This is a genomic window from Flavobacterium panacis, assembly GCF_024649945.1.
Classification (GTDB): Bacteria; Bacteroidota; Bacteroidia; order Flavobacteriales; family Flavobacteriaceae; genus Flavobacterium; species Flavobacterium panacis.
Genome location: NZ_JANKMS010000006.1, coordinates 1 through 15,741, shown reverse-complemented (window position 1 = coordinate 15,741; position 15,741 = coordinate 1). Strand labels below are relative to the sequence as shown.

The 15,741-nt window shown below is 34.1% G+C and carries 8 protein-coding genes; all 8 read right to left on the bottom strand.

Translation table 11 applies throughout. From position 1 onward, the window contains the following. Positions 1-33: 33 nt before the first annotated feature. The gene (locus NQQ59_RS13750; protein ID WP_257698312.1) at positions 34-1,671 is read right to left on the bottom strand and encodes a glycoside hydrolase; all 1,638 of its coding nucleotides are present in this window, start codon (positions 1,669-1,671) and stop codon (positions 34-36) included. A 1-nt stretch (position 1,672) separates the two neighbouring features. Continuing rightward, a complete protein-coding gene (locus tag NQQ59_RS13745) occupies positions 1,673-3,274 on the bottom strand; it encodes a RagB/SusD family nutrient uptake outer membrane protein (protein WP_144219467.1) in 1,602 nt (533 codons plus the stop codon). 11 nt (positions 3,275-3,285) lie between these two features. Then, the gene (locus NQQ59_RS13740) at positions 3,286-6,318 is read right to left on the bottom strand and encodes a SusC/RagA family TonB-linked outer membrane protein (RefSeq protein ID WP_144219466.1); all 3,033 of its coding nucleotides are present in this window, start codon (positions 6,316-6,318) and stop codon (positions 3,286-3,288) included. A gap of 45 nt (positions 6,319-6,363) precedes the next feature. Next, a complete protein-coding gene (locus NQQ59_RS13735) occupies positions 6,364-7,761 on the bottom strand; it encodes a hypothetical protein (protein ID WP_144219465.1) in 1,398 nt (465 codons plus the stop codon). Positions 7,762-8,393: 632 nt separating this feature from the next. Further along, positions 8,394-12,422 carry a two-component regulator propeller domain-containing protein gene (locus tag NQQ59_RS13730; protein WP_144219464.1) on the bottom strand — a complete coding sequence of 1,343 codons (4,029 nt, stop codon included), beginning with the start codon at positions 12,420-12,422 and terminating at the stop codon, positions 8,394-8,396. Positions 12,423-12,622: 200 nt separating this feature from the next. Then, positions 12,623-13,210 (bottom strand): LutC/YkgG family protein, encoded by a 588-nt coding sequence (locus NQQ59_RS13725; protein WP_144219463.1) that lies wholly within the window; start codon positions 13,208-13,210, stop codon positions 12,623-12,625. Further along, on the bottom strand, positions 13,203-14,603 hold the full coding sequence (locus tag NQQ59_RS13720; protein ID WP_144219462.1) for a lactate utilization protein B: 1,401 nt from the start codon (positions 14,601-14,603) through the stop codon (positions 13,203-13,205). The genes NQQ59_RS13725 and NQQ59_RS13720 overlap by 8 nt, the downstream gene beginning before the upstream one ends. A gap of 183 nt (positions 14,604-14,786) precedes the next feature. Then, a complete protein-coding gene (locus NQQ59_RS13715; RefSeq protein ID WP_144219461.1) occupies positions 14,787-15,527 on the bottom strand; it encodes a (Fe-S)-binding protein in 741 nt (246 codons plus the stop codon). Positions 15,528-15,741: the final 214 nt, after the last annotated feature.

The window sequence follows — 15,741 nt, the reverse complement described above, 5'->3', positions numbered from 1 at the left end:
CTTTTTTCTTTGTGTCTTTGCGGTTAATTTTATTTACTTGTAATTTCCTACGTACGTTACAATTGATTTTGCTGGAATTTCAAAACCAGAAACATCAACAGCAGTTCCTTTTTTCAAACTTAAAGTTTCAGAAGTGGTGTAAGGAGTTAATTTATTGTCTGTTATTGTTCCACCTGCTAGATTCAATTTATACGCTTTCGCTGATTTGCTCATGTTAACTGCAACCACAACTAGCTTTTTATTTGCTACATCTTTGTATGCTGTTACCATTACATCATTTAAAGAAGCTGTATTATCAACACTTGGAATCATCACTCTCACCATTCCTGGTTTTACGAAGAAAGAAAAGTTTCCTAAAGCCCAAAGCGTTTTTGAATCTCTGATGTATCCGTCGTTTTTACAATAATCTGCATTTCCAGCACCATTGCTTGCACCATCATCAACATGAATTAGTCCGTCTTTATAATCACCACGGCTAATGGCTGTCCACCATTGCCATGAAGTAACACCTCCAACTGCAATATCGGTACTGATGATACGCGCTGTCCAAAGTGCCAATGACATTCCTAAGTCTCTTCCAGCTCCAGCTCCTCCAGGAAGTTCTGCAGTTCCAGGACTTTCTAAAACACAATATTCAGATGACCAAAGACTAACACCTCCAACTGATTGAATTCTCGCTGCTGCCGCTTGTCTTGATGAAATCATTTCGCTTAACGGCCATGCCTGCCAGTAACTATGTCCTGAAATTGTCTTTTTCACATTACTTAAACCACCAATATTTTTAGTAGAATTAGCAGCGAAGAAATAATCAATCTGGTTTGATCTGCTTTCTTTACCTGAAACCGTTTTGTACAAAGGTTCGTAAGCTCCCGCTTCTCCAACTACAATTTTGGCATCCAGTCCTTTTGCCTGTAACTTTGGAGAAAGAATATTCACAAAACTATAAATATTGGCGTTCGTTGCTGGAGAACCTTCCTGTCCTGAACCATCCCACTCGTATTGCGGTTCATTAAACGGACTTACATAATCGATTGTTAAACCGTGTTCTGTTTTCAATTTATCTAAAGAAGTAGTCCAGAAATCAGCTAAATCAGGCATTTTACCATCTTTTAGATTGTAAAATTCTTTGATTGTTGCATGTGCTTTTCCGTTTTGAGTCAAATAAACTGGAGCGCTATTAGCAAATGCTAAAAGTTTATCTACTCCACGTTCTCTTGCTGCTTTCATAAACCAAACCTGACCGGCTTGTTTATTCATATTGTATGAAACTCCGTTTGTTGTAAAACATTCAGATCTTCTCCATTCGTCCGTAATATCACTTGCTTCTCCTTGTTCTGCACTACCAGCTCCAAGGTTGAAACGCCACAATGATAATCCGATTCCTTTTGGATTTCCGTCAGCATCCAGTCCTTGACTGAATAATAAATCGGCTATTTTATTTCTTTTCTCAGTTGGCCAGTTTTTTCCGATGAAATTACACTGCCAAGCATCAGAAGCTCCAAAACTTTCCATGGTTTGAAGATTCATATCTAAGCTAATTTTCAATTCAGCAACAGCATTTTCTGAACCTGAATTTTCAGACTTTTCAGAATCACAGCTTACAAAAAGTGAACTTGCGAAAAGTAAGCCTGCGCATAGCAGACTTACTCTATTTGGATTATTGAACTTCATATTAGTATCCAGGATTTTGTTTAATAACATTACCGCTCAAATCGATTTCTAATTGCGGAATTGGCCACAACAAGTGTTTTGCAGGGTTAAAATTGATTCCCTTATCCTGAGGTTCTCTCAAGTTTGTCGTTTCGTACGGATCTGTAGAATTCAAATTATATTGTACAAAAGTTCCATTTGGTCCCATTAAAGATTCGATAACTGGTCTTCCTGTTGTTGGATCTTTTTCACGACGAATATCATATAAACGTAATCCTTCAAAAGCCAATTCTAAACGACGTTCTTTATAGATTTGTTTCAATAAAGTTGGTCCAGAAATTCCCGTTTTTGGATCTAATTTTACACGAGCTCTAATGATATTGATATCAGCTAAAGCATCTCCTCCTGTATGATAATTTGCTTCTGCCCTTGTTAAATACATTTCTGCCAAACGAATCAATGGAATATTTAATGGTAAGTGACCATCTTTTTTATCTAAAGAACGACGTGTTGCAATTGGAATATAGTATTTACGGCAGATACGCCCAGATTTGTTATCGTTTAAACTGAATTTATGTGTTGGATTTAAAACCTCATCTCCATAAGCAGCTTCTCCCCATTTAGTAATAGTACTTCTACGACGAATCACATCATTTTCAGAAAGATAAGCATTCTCTAAATCACTAGTTGGCATACACCATCCCCATCCGTCTAGAACGTCTGCAGCATCATTACTTGGAAAATTCTTTTTGTCTTCTCCTCTTGCTCCTGCTAAAGTTGGCAAAGCTGCTCCCAAATCTCTGTTTTGTACTGAAGAAGATTGTGCTTCTAATATAGATTCTACTCCATTATGATTGTTTACATTCCAAATATTTAAGAAATCTGCCTCTAATTGGAAAGGTCCTTCTGTAATTACTTTATTAGAATATGTTTTGGCTTCAGCCCATTTTTCTTGAAACAAGGATACACGTGCCAATAAAGCATAAGCAGCCCATTTATTGATTCTACCATCTTTATTTACTGGAGCGCTTTCTAATTTTGCAGCAGCATCTTTAAGGTCAGTTTCAATTTGTGCGTAAACTTCTGCAGCAGAACTTCTTTCTAATGTCAAATCTGCTGTTCCTAAAGATTTTGTGTACAAAGGAACTCCTCCAAAAAGATTTACTAATTCGTAGTAACAGTAAGCACGTACGAACAAAGATTCTCCCATATATTGGTTTTTCTGAGCTTCTGTAATTGGAGACAAAGCCATTCTTTCTAAACCAATATTAGCTGATTGAATGGTATAATAATGTGCCGTATAAATACTATTCATATCTCCCATATTATCCGGAGTAATAATATATTGCGAACACGGCCTGTGTGCTCCGCTGTCCTGTCCTGTGTTACCCATCCAAGCATCATCTGTTGACATTTCGTTGGTTACTCTCGGCGCTGTTAAAGTCCACCAGTCTTTAGCCAATAACAAACGCTGCGTTAATTCATTTGTGTAATTTTCACATTCCTGCGCTGTTTTAAAATAGTTTTCTAAAGTCTGTGTTCCTCTTTGTTCTTTTTCAATAAAATCACTGCAAGATGCCGAAAATAGAGAAAAAGCTATTATTGATACTATTATTTTTTTCATGATCGTTTTGATTAAAATGCAACATTAAGTCCCATCAAGATAGTTGGCTGTACTGGATAATTCCATCCTCCAAAACCTGAACCTTTTACTCTGTCTTGCTGATTAGGATCTCCTCCAGCTACCTCAGGATCTACTCCTGTGAACTTAGTCCATGTCCATAAATTCTGTCCTGACAATGAAATTCTTAATTTATCCAATCCGAATTTGTTGTAGAAAGAATATCCTAATTGTAAGTTTTTCATACGAACAAATGAACCATCTTCAACATATAAAGAAGAAAACTTTGTAAAGTTTTCATTGTTGTCATCTTTCGACAAACGAGGAATACGATTTGAAGTTCCTTCTCCATGCCATGCCATATTCTCTAATCCGCTTACTTTATTGGTTAAACTTGCACCATTATACAAATCTGAAATATTTGTGTTTACAATATCGTTTCCAATACTAGAGTAGAAATTAGCTATTAAATCAAAATTTTTGTAAGCAAAATTAAAGTTCAAACCAATGTTGTAATCTGCCCATGGAGAACCAATTTTTGTTCTGTCTTTATCATCAATTTTTCCGTCACCATTTACATCTTTAAAACGAACATCCCCTACTTGTGCATAAGGCTGTAATTTAGTTCCATGCTCATCTGTATGTGAATTTAATTCTGTTTGATTTTGGAATAATCCATCAGCAACATATCCGTAGAAATATCCTGGTTCATCGCCTTTTATTGTCAATGTTCTGTTGCTTGCACCATATAATCTTTCGCCGTCTGCAGAAAGCGATAACATTTTAACATTTACAGTTGTAAAAGTTACATCAACACCATATGAGAAATCTCCTTTTTTATCTTTATAAGAAAGTAACAAATCGATACCGCTTGACTGCATAGATCCAATGTTTGTCCACATAGTAGAATATCCTGGAAATCCGCTGTAAGTTGGAAATTGTTTTAGGAATAACATATCATGTGTTTGCTTTTTATAATACTCCAAAGAACCTGATATTTTGTTTTTTAAGAATCCAAAATCAAGACCAAAACTCATATCTTCCACCGTTTCCCATTTAATATCTTTATTAGCCATTGAAGAAGGATAAGAAGTATCCACAACTTCACCACCAATTACATAATACCCTTGTCCGATGTTGGATTGATAAACTGCATCTGGTAAACCTTGATTACCTACTTTACCCCAACCTGCTCTTAATCTAAGATCACTTACCACATCTTTAGCAGATTCCATAAAACCTTCGTTTAAAATTCTCCAAGAAACCGAAGCCGAAGGGAAATTTGCCCATTTGTTATTGGTCATGAATTTAGAAGATCCATCTCTTCTGAATGTTCCTGTAAAATAGTATTTACCATCGTAGTTATAAGAAAAACGAGAAATATAAGACATCAACGAACTTGACCAGCTATTTCCTTTACTATCTTTATTTTTTGTTGCGGCATTTAATTCTCTCATCGAATCCGAATTGTTAGGAACTCCTTCTCCATATCCCCACAGATCATTTCCATTGTATTCTTCCATCGTATTACCTATCATCAAAGACGCATTGTGTTTTTCTGCAAGCGTTTTAGAATATGTAATGGTATTTTGCCAAGTCCAGTCTACATTGGTAGTATTCCATTTTTCAACACTATTAATTTCTGCCTTTTCATGTGCTGCATCAATAATAAAATCTGGGCTGAATTTATTTCTTACTTTGTTTCCAGCTTCAATAGACGCTTGTGTACGAATTACCAAACCTTTGATTGGTTCGTATTGTAAATATCCGTTTGTGTTTAAGTTGTACTGATCTGTATAATCATCGTATCTTTTTACCGCTGCAACCGGATTCCATACATACGAAGGAGATCTTGCATAAATACTGTATTCATTTTCTAAACCAGTTAATTGATCTGCTGGTTTGTAAATTGGTGTGATTGGATCAATTTTATCAAAATCTGCCCAGTTCCCTGGTGAACCATATGTTTCGTAACGAGGGTTCAAAGTAATTCCTGCTGAGAATTTGTCTGAGAATTTGAAATCATTTGCAATTCTCATTGTAATTCTTTCCCAACCTCCAACACCGTACATAGAATCAGAATCATAATAATTTAAACTGATTGCATAAGTATGTTTATCAGAACCTCCAGATATTCCCAAAGAGGCGTTAGTTACAGGTGTTCCTTTTCTAATTCCAGCATTCCACCAATCTGTTGTTTTTCCTCTGTATTGAGATGGATTTGGAAGATAATCCGCATATCCTGAATTATTATAAGCTGTATTCATAATAGATGCATATCCTTCTGCATCAGCCATATTATAAGGATTATTCATAATCTGCATCCCAGAACTCAAATCAAAATTGAATCTTGTTTTACCTACTTTTCCTTTTTTCGTAGTAATTAAAATAACTCCGTTCGATGCACGAGAACCATAAATTGCACTTGCAGAAGCATCTTTTAAAACTTCCATCGATTCGATCTCATTGTTGCTTAAGAAATTGATACTTGTACCCATCGGAATTCCGTCAACCACATAAAGCGGATCTGTATTTAAGTTTAAAGTTGAAATACCACGAATCAAAACCCTTGGTTGTGCACCTGGACCTCCTTGTCCTGTAATCTGAACCCCTGCTACTTTACCTTGAAGAGATTCTGTTACGTTACCAACAGTCATGGTTTGTAATTCTTTTCCTTTAACAGAAGAAATAGAACTCGTTACGTCGCTCTTTTTTACTGCAGCATAACCTACTACAACTATCTCATCTAATGTTTGGCTAGATTCTTCAAGCGTTACATTGATTTCAGTTCTGTCTCCAAGCGTTTCTACTTTGGTTGTAAAACCAATGAAAGTAAATTCTATTTGTGCATTTTTATTTGGAACATTCAGTACAAAATTCCCGTCAAAATCAGTTGCTGCAGATGATGAAGTTCCTTTTACAATTACGTTCACTCCTGGAATCGGCACATTCGCTTTATCCTTAACAGTACCTTTTATTTTTATTTGTCCAAAGGATACAGCAGTACACATAAGGGCAATAAAAAATCCTATATATTTAAATTTCATATTAAGCTGTTTTATTTATTAATGTTACAACAAGGTTATAACCAACTATTTTTTGGTTATAAATACTCTTTCTAATTCTGTATCTAAAACTACTTTGTATACACCCGGTGCTGCTGGATATTTAGCATTTCCGTTTTCTCCTGGTGACATAGTGGCAATACCGTTTTTGATTAATCTCCAAGAAGGATCCCACCATTGACCTGTAAAAGTAGCTTCAAGAGTTCCTGTCAATGTATATTCTCCAACCAATTGATATGGATTAGCTGCATTGTTTGCTAGGTGCAACCCTTTTTGTGTCCACGCATCCCAGGTATCCCATGTTGCTCCTTGGATTCCTCCACCGCAAACACTTACGAATGGTTTTCTCTGAGCCGCATCATCATGCCATAAACCGTTGGCGATGTTAGCCCAAACTTTACTTGATGGTGTATATTTCTCTGCAGTATATTTTAAAGTATTTGGATTTACTTTGATTTTGTAATATCCTTTTGTTGGTAAAATAATTGCTGTTGAAGTAACATCATCTACTAATTCACCAGCAGGATTTAAACCAAAACAGTGAGGAGCAAAATCGGATTCCTGACCTAAGAAATAAACTTCTTTATTGTCACTATCAGCATAATATTTGAATTCGAAATCCTGTCCGCTTTTTTCGTGGAAATACATTGGAACACCCACTGCATCTGTAGTAAGATTTGTTCCTTTTGGCTGATCACATAAGAAAATTGCTGGATATTCGTTTGTAGCCACAATATTTACACTTAATGTTCCTGTGTTAGGAATTGCAAATTTATCTTTTGCCGTAATTGTTAAAACATAATCTGCCGCAGTTACTGGTAACGTATAGGTTTTACTAAATGTATACGATTGTGGAGAACCTGATAATTGAATCATTTCATCAATTCCTAAAGCTTCACATTTTACCTGAACATAATCGATTCCTGAGTCATCGTTTACTACAAAATTTACAGGCATTTCATTACTTGTAGACAGTAAAATAACAGCACCTTCTTTTGGTGTTATCATTGTTATACTAGGAGCTGCAAATTCTCCATCAAGACGAAGATTAATTTCTTCGTTTACAACATTTCCTGAAACGTCTGTAATAATTAATTTTATTTTGAAAGCTTCAGAAGTTCCTCTATTAGCTGGAACTTCAAAAAAGTAACTTAAATCGTAAGTTTCTAAAAGTGGATCCGTTTTAAAACTGATTACTTTATCAAGTGATAATTCTGGAATTTGAATTTGTACACTTTTTAATCCTAAATCATCCGCAAGAGTTGCTTTGATTTCAAATTTTCTACTTGGTGCTCCATAAATTTCTTTTGTAGAAACTACCACCGTAGGATTATCAGAACTAGGAAATCCTGATTCATTATTTTGACATCCGTTTAGTAAAATGCCAAAAAGAGCAAGAAAAAATAAAAATACATTTTTTTTCATTTCTTTGATTTTAAGGTTTAGTTAGTTTGTTTTTCTTTCTAAGCGAAAGTGTTTTTCCCCGAAGGTTACTCGAGAGTTTGTTTTTGTCCACTTTTCCAGAAACAGAAAAGCAGCGTAAGTTAATTATGTGGTTACTTTCATATTGAATTGAATTTGATTAATGGTTTGTTATTTTTTTTCTTTTTTTACTTCTTCTCAGTAGTAGCATTTTTTAAATTAACCCGCAGTTTATTTTTAAACTGCGGGTTCAAAAAGTAATGTAACCAACCATTACTTTTAGAAAATTTAAAGAGTGCTCAGCTCTTTAAACAGATAAAAAATTTATCTTGAAACTAACATTTATAACTAACACCAACTGTATAATAATTGATTGCTATAAGTGCAAAGAAATGTCTATTTCACACTTCTAAGGAGGGGTAAATTCGAAAAAAAAGGAGGTCAAAATTGTAATTAGTTATTATTTTGAAGAAAAATTTAACGAGTATTAAAAAATACGCCTTTATTTTTGATGATTTTGTAATTATTAAAAAAATCATAATTTTTAAACTAAAACGTTTAAGTAGATTAAAGATTTTTAACTCATCTTTCAAAAAAGAATAAAATAATGCAACAAGCAAAAATTTTCTTTTGGATTATTTAATGATATTTAAATCGGAATTAAAAGAGTTTTTATACTTTTTAATATATTCTGAAGGTGTCATTCCAAAAAGTTTTACAAACTGTTGTCTGAAATATTTTGGATCTTCAAAACCAACTTCGGCACTCGCCTGTGCAATATTCATTTCTTCGGTCAGCATCAACATTGCAGCTCTTCGAATTCGTAAGGAACGGATAAAAGCATTTAATGTCTGTCCAGAAATAATTTTGATTTTGGTATAAAGCGTTCTATGGCTCATTCCCATTTCCAGCGCAAAAGTTCGAATCGTAAAATCTTTTTTATGAATATTTGCTTCTACGATATCAATACATTTTTTTAGCATTTGCTGATATTCTACGGGAACTTTCTGTGTATTCTCTTTTAAGGTTATACTGTCTAAGAAATAAGTTCTTAGATTGTGACGATTTCGTAATAACGATTCTACTCTTGCTGTTAAAATATCATCATCAAATGGTTTGGTAATATAATCATCTGCTCCTTCATTAATTCCCTGCAAATGTGTTTCCGGATTTTTTGAGGCCGTCAATAAAATAACTGGAATATGAGATAAGGCATTGTCTTCTTTAATTTTTCGACACAATTCAATACCATCCATTTCTTCCATTGTGATATCACTAATTACCAAATCTGGCATATGTTTTTTGGTAAGTTTTAAGCCTTCTTCTCCATTTTCTGCACTGTATACGATATAATTATCCGAAAACAATTTGATTAAATAGGCGCGAATTTCAACATTGTCATCGATAATTAAAACCGTACGTTTTTCTGTTAACATGGTCTTTTTAAAATCACTGTCTGAGATTGACGTTGTCGCTGTAGAAACTGGTTCTTCTATTTCATCTGGAATCAATTCGTCAAACAATTGGCTACGTTGTGGCTTTTCATCAATAATTTCAATATCATCAAAATGACTATTTCCTTTTAGAAAAGTCAGTTTAAAAGTACTTCCTTTTCCAGCTTCACTGCTACAGGTTACAGATCCTTTATGTTTATCAACGAAATATTTAACGATATAAAGTCCAATTCCAAAACCTGTTCCAACCGAAACTTTTGAATTGATTTGCTTGAATTTTTCAAAAATAACATCAATATCTTTTTTATCAATTCCACCTCCATTATCTGCTATTTCAAGAAAAACTTCCTCTTCATTTTCTGTTACATTCAAATTGATTTCACCACCAACTGGAGTATATTTAAAAGCATTTGACATTAAATTGAACAATGAAATTTCGATCTTTTCATAATCACCAATAATCGTAATTTCATGATTCGGAATAATAAAATTATACTTGATACTTTTATCTTTCGCCTGATTCACAAAACATTGAAATACCTCATTACAAAGGTTATTTACGTTAATCGGAGACAAACGTAAAGCATCTGCATCATTCTCGGCTTTTCGTAACAAAAGCAATTGATCGACGAGACTCAAAAGTCTCCTTGCATTTCGATGCGCAATGGCCAAATCACTTCCTGAAGAACCATTTTCGACATTTTCTTTCTGGACAGCTTTCTTCAACGGATTGATAATCAAAGAAAGTGGAGTTCTAAATTCATGCGAAATATAAGTAAACATAGACGACTGTTTTTCGGCTATCTCTTTTTCTTTTTTACTTTCCAGTTCAGCAATTTTTACTTTATACTTTAACTTCTCCTTGTTCTTATTGTAATCAAGATATAAGAATAAAAGTCCACCAATAGCAGCTAAATACAAAGTATAAGCCCACCATGTTCTGTACCACGGCGGTAAAACTTGTATGGAAACCAAACTGACTTCTTTATTCCATCCACCTTTAAAATTGGTGGTTTTGACTTTAAAAGTATATTTTCCTTCAGGCAATCTGGAATAATTGGCTTTTCTGGTTTGTCCAACATAATTCCATTGTTCGTCCCAACCTTCTAAAAAGTAAGCGTAATTTATTTTGTCTGCATTATTATAATCAAGAGCTACAAATTCAAGAGATAAAGTAGTTTGATCGTACTCTAAACTAACATCTTTAATTTTATCAGAATCAGTATCAACTTCTGCTTTACTTTCTTCAATCAGCTGATTATTCACATAAAAATCAGTTAGCAAAACGTTATTCTTTTGATCAAAACCTTTTATGGCCTGCGGATAAAATATATTGAAACCATTGATTCCACCAAAAAGAAATTCACCTGATGAAAGTTTAATTCCCGCATTAAAACTAAACTGATTACTCTGAAGACCGTCATTTACAGAAAAATTACGGAAGGTTTTGCTCTTTTTATCGTATCGGCAAATTCCGTTATAGGTACTCATCCATAAATTACCTTCTTGATCTTCCAATAATCTTAAAATAGTGTTGGAAGGCAAACCATCATCAATGGTCAGTCTCTTGAAAGTACTCGTTTTTCGATCAAACAATAATAATCCTCCCTCCTGTGTTCCAATCCACAAATTTTTGTCTTTGTCTTCGTGAATGCATCTAATAGGATTTCCAATTACTTTTTTAGTGATTTTACGCGTATTTTTTTCAATAGATAAAAGCGAATTATAATTTCCCGCCCACAACTTTCCATCTGAAGTTTCAGTCATACATTGGAGGTTATCAATTCTTTTATCAAAAAGTTCGAAACTGTCTTTATCGCGATTTAAAAGATACAACGAACCTTCATTTGTTGCACTTGCCCAAATATTTGATTTTGAATCCTTAAAAACAAACCAAATATTCTTTTCAATCTGTTTTGTATACGTATTATAACATGCATACTGTTTTATGCTGTTATTATTTTTATTGATTTTATTGATTCCCCCCGCCCAGGTTGAAATCCAGAGATCGTTATTATTGTCACGAATGATTCCTGTAATAAAAGTGCTAGAAAGCGATTTTCCGTAATTGGTATACGAATTACTTTTTCGATCCCAATACTTTAAACCTGCACCATCTGTACCAACCCAAACATTCTTTTTTTCATCTTCGCAAAAAGACAAAATAAAGTTGTCTGCCGGATCTTTAGCATTGTATCGAACACTTTTAAAATACTTTGGCGTATCACTCAACATACTGATTCCGCCACGAAGCGAACCAAACCATTTATTTCCTGATTTGTCTTGATATAAACTCCAAACCGAATTACTTTTAGCTAAAGATTCATTGTAAGAAAGAAGTTGCTTGCTATTTGGATTGATATAGAAAATTCCGCAACCATCTGTTGTAACCCAGGTTTTTCCTTTTTTATCGACCAAAACATCGGTAACACTACATTTGCTTGTAAAATAATTTTCTGAAATTGATCCTGTTTTGGTATTCATTAAAAACAAACCTTCATCTGTTCCTAATAAAAGATTTCCATCAGTAGAAAGTTTCATAGCTTTAACCCCAATGGTAAGCGGAAAAACGATCTTTAAATCTTTTACTTTATAATTATAAACGCAGATTCCGACATTTCGAACATACACCCAGCATCCTGATTTTTCTTTATTTTCTTGGATTGCAATAGCATCATAATTATTAATACTGATTCTGTTTCCTAAGCCATTTAATGGAATATGTTTTCCTGTAAAAGAACCATTTTCAAAAGCTAATAATCCTAATTTTTGAGAAGCAACGAGCACCAAATTATCAGAAACAGAACGCATCTGATGAATAATATCCTGAAGTACTTTTACCTTTTTGTTATCTAGATATTTTACAGTTCTAAAACTGGCTGTTGTTTTATTATAAATACAGATTCCATTTGTTCCTCCTACCCAAATATTATTTTTAGAATCACCTTCAATATTATAAATAGTATTAAATAACAGTGATTTTTTATCGTTGATACGGTTTCGGAAAACTTTAAAATTATAACCGTCATATCGGTTTAAACCATCATAGGTCCCAAACCACATATAACCTTCATTGTCCTGATAAATTGAAATAATTGAATTGTTAGACAAACCATCTGATATGTCAAGAAATTTAATTGGATAATCTTGTGAATATCCTTGGAAAGAAAATCCTATTAGAAGAAGAAAATAGAGAACAAAACGCTTCAAAATATACTTTTTTAGTTCTTGTAAAAAGTACAATTATAAGCTAATTTTAGGGAAATTTTATAAAAAAAAATGCAGAAATGATAAACATTCCCGCATTCTCATTGAGGTTTTATATTTAAGCTTATTTTTTAACAAACCATTCCTTATTGAAATAAAATTCTATCGGAATATTTTCATTAATAAAAAACTTTAAAGAATTATTAATCCAATAGAAAAACGATTAATCCTCTTGCTCCATGAGCTCCAAGAACCAATGATTGCTCAATATCAGCAGTTTTTGACGGACCAGCAATGAAAGTTCCGAAGCCATATTCCATGTTTCCGATTCTTTGATAGGCTTGCTGCATTGTTGGCAGAAGATCTTTTTTATGAACTATTATTGCCAAATATTGTGCAATAAAAGGAGCTACACGTTGTCCTAAAATATCATCGGTAACCCAAAGTCCACTGTTTTCTGCTACTCCGAAATGCGCCTTTACAACCGTTAATTCAACATCCTGAAGAGAATGTGGATCGACCGTTTTCCAGTCTAAAGAAGCAATTTCTGAAAGTTCTGGAAGCGTTGTAATTAATCTTTTCTCTAAATTATAATTTGATTTGATGTAATTGATGATTTCGTCATAATCAGCAACTTCAACAGGATCTCCACCAATACCTTTTAAAACCGTTTTATACGTTTCTAATACATCAAATTGTTCAGAACCTAAAAGATTTAGATCCGGCAATTCTGCAGCTTCATTCGGCTGATTTAATTTTATTCTTTTTAAGATTTCGCCTTTACTACTCATTCTTTTTATCTTTAGATTCTCTCGAATTTTTCTTGTACCATTCTCTAAAAGATTCCTCTGGAACATCTGGCATTTCGCGCTGATCGTACCATTTATTCATCTTATTATTGACCATTCCTGGGATATTCTTCATTACAAAACGCCCTGATTTTCCAGCAATATTAAAAACTGTCGGATTCGCTAGCACAGTCGCCATTGTTTTCATTGCCACCGTTTTGGCTGTAGGCGTATGGCCTTCTTTAACCAAAACTTGACGCCATTTGTACAATTGATCGTGAATATCAATTTTTACTGGACAAACATTGGTACATGAACCACAAAGTGTACTTGCAAAAGGCAAATCTGCATTTTTGCTCATATCTAAATTTGGTGCTAAAATAGAACCAATTGGTCCCGCAACGGCATTGTGATAACTATGTCCACCGCTTCGTCTGTAAACTGGGCAAGTATTCATACACGCACCACAACGAATACATTTTAATGAATTTCTAAATTCTTCTCTTCCTAATTGCGTACTTCTTCCGTTGTCTACAATTACGATATGCATTTCCTGACCGTCTCTTGGTTTTTTAAAATGACTAGAAAAAGTTGTAATTGGTTGTCCCGTTGCGCTTCTTGCTAGTAATCTCAAGAAAACACCTAAATGTTCTCTTTTCGGGATTAATTTCTCAAATCCCATGCAGGCAATATGAACGTCTGCTAAATGAGCCCCCATATCGGCATTTCCTTCGTTGGTACAAACCACAAATTCTCCTGTTTCTGCAACAGCAAAATTAACTCCTGTTAAAGCTACTTTTCTAGTTAAGAACGTATTTCTCAAACTATGACGAGCCGATTCTGTTAAATATTGCGGATTGAAATTTCCTTTTTCTGTACCTAAATGTTCGTGGAAAGTTTCACTTACATCTTCTTTCTTTAAGTGAATCGCAGGAAGCACAATATGGCTTGGTGGTTCTTTTCGAAGCTGTACAATATATTCACCTAAATCAGAATCGATTACTTCAATTCCTTTTTCAGCTAAATAATCATTTAAATGACATTCTTCTGTAAGCATCGATTTGGATTTCACCATTTGCTTTACCTCATGTTTGGCCATGATAGAATGCACAATTTCGTTGTGTTCTTTGGCATCGGCAGCCCAATGTACAATTATTCCGTTTCGTTGCGCATTGGCTTCGAATTCAACTAAATAATCGTGAATATTAGAAAGTACATTAAATTTGATTTTGGAAGCTGTTTCGCGAAGCAATTCCCAATCTTCAATTTGATGCGCTGATTTATCTCTTTTGGCACGCACAAACCAAAGTGTTTCGTCATGCCAATTAACACGCTCTACATCTTTATTAAACTTTGTTGCGGCTTCGCTGTGCGGTATTACTTTTTCTGATGACATCTTTGTTGTTTTTTTTACCATTAAGGCATTAAGTAAATTAAGCCAAACTTTACAAACTTCAATCCTTAATGGTGAAAAGAAAATTAAGCTTTATCTCAAAATTCACTTAAATCTCTTATTTGTTTACCATTTAATTTTTAAGCCAAGCTTTATGAGCTTAATATCTTAATGGTAGAAAAAAAATTAATTTTCGAGTGAATTTAATATTTCAGCAATGTGAATGGTTTTGATCCTGCTTTTTTGTCTTTTTAGAATTCCATCCAAATGCATCAAGCAAGACATATCTCCACCTGTAATATAATCCACATTATGACTTTCGTGATCTTTAATACGATCTTGTCCCATTTTTACAGAAACGGCTTCTTCGGTAACACAAAACGTTCCTCCAAAACCACAGCATTCATCTTTTCTAGTCAATTCAACTAAATCAAGATCTTTTATGCTATGTAATAATTGTCCTGGTTTAGAGAAAAAAGGTGCATTTAATTCTGTCATCTGCGAAAGCTTTAATCCACGCTGACCGTGACAGCTTACGTGCATTCCGACTTTATACGGAAATCTTCCGTCGATGTGGTCAATTTTTAAAACGTCTGTTATAAATTCAGTAAGTTCGTAAACCGTATTTCGAATTGCTGTCGCCTTCTCTTCTTGTTTTTCGTCATGTAAATGGTCTTTCACATGCAAAACACAACTTCCCGAAGGACAGACGATATAATCAAACCCAGAAAAATTGGCAATAAAATTAGCATCGCATCCTTTTGTTAAATGCGCATAACCACTATTAGCCATTGGTTGTCCGCAACAGGTTTGTCCCATCGGAAATTCGACGTCACAACCTAATTTTTGTAGTAATTCGTAGGTTGCGATTCCTACTTTAGGATAAAATTGGTCGACATAACAAGGTATAAAAAGTCCAATTTTCATGTTGTAGTATTTAGTGTGTTGTTCATTAGGCGTGTACTGTAAAATGTAAAAAATACGTTTCTCAGCAAATTTACAACATACAGACCGTTTTTACCTAATGTTTATAGAATTTCAAATCAATTAAATCATTCTGAATCGGTTTCGGGTTCCAATTCTCGTGAATGGCCAATGCTGCTCCCAAAGCACTTGCCTGCGCCATCGATGCGGCGTAGAC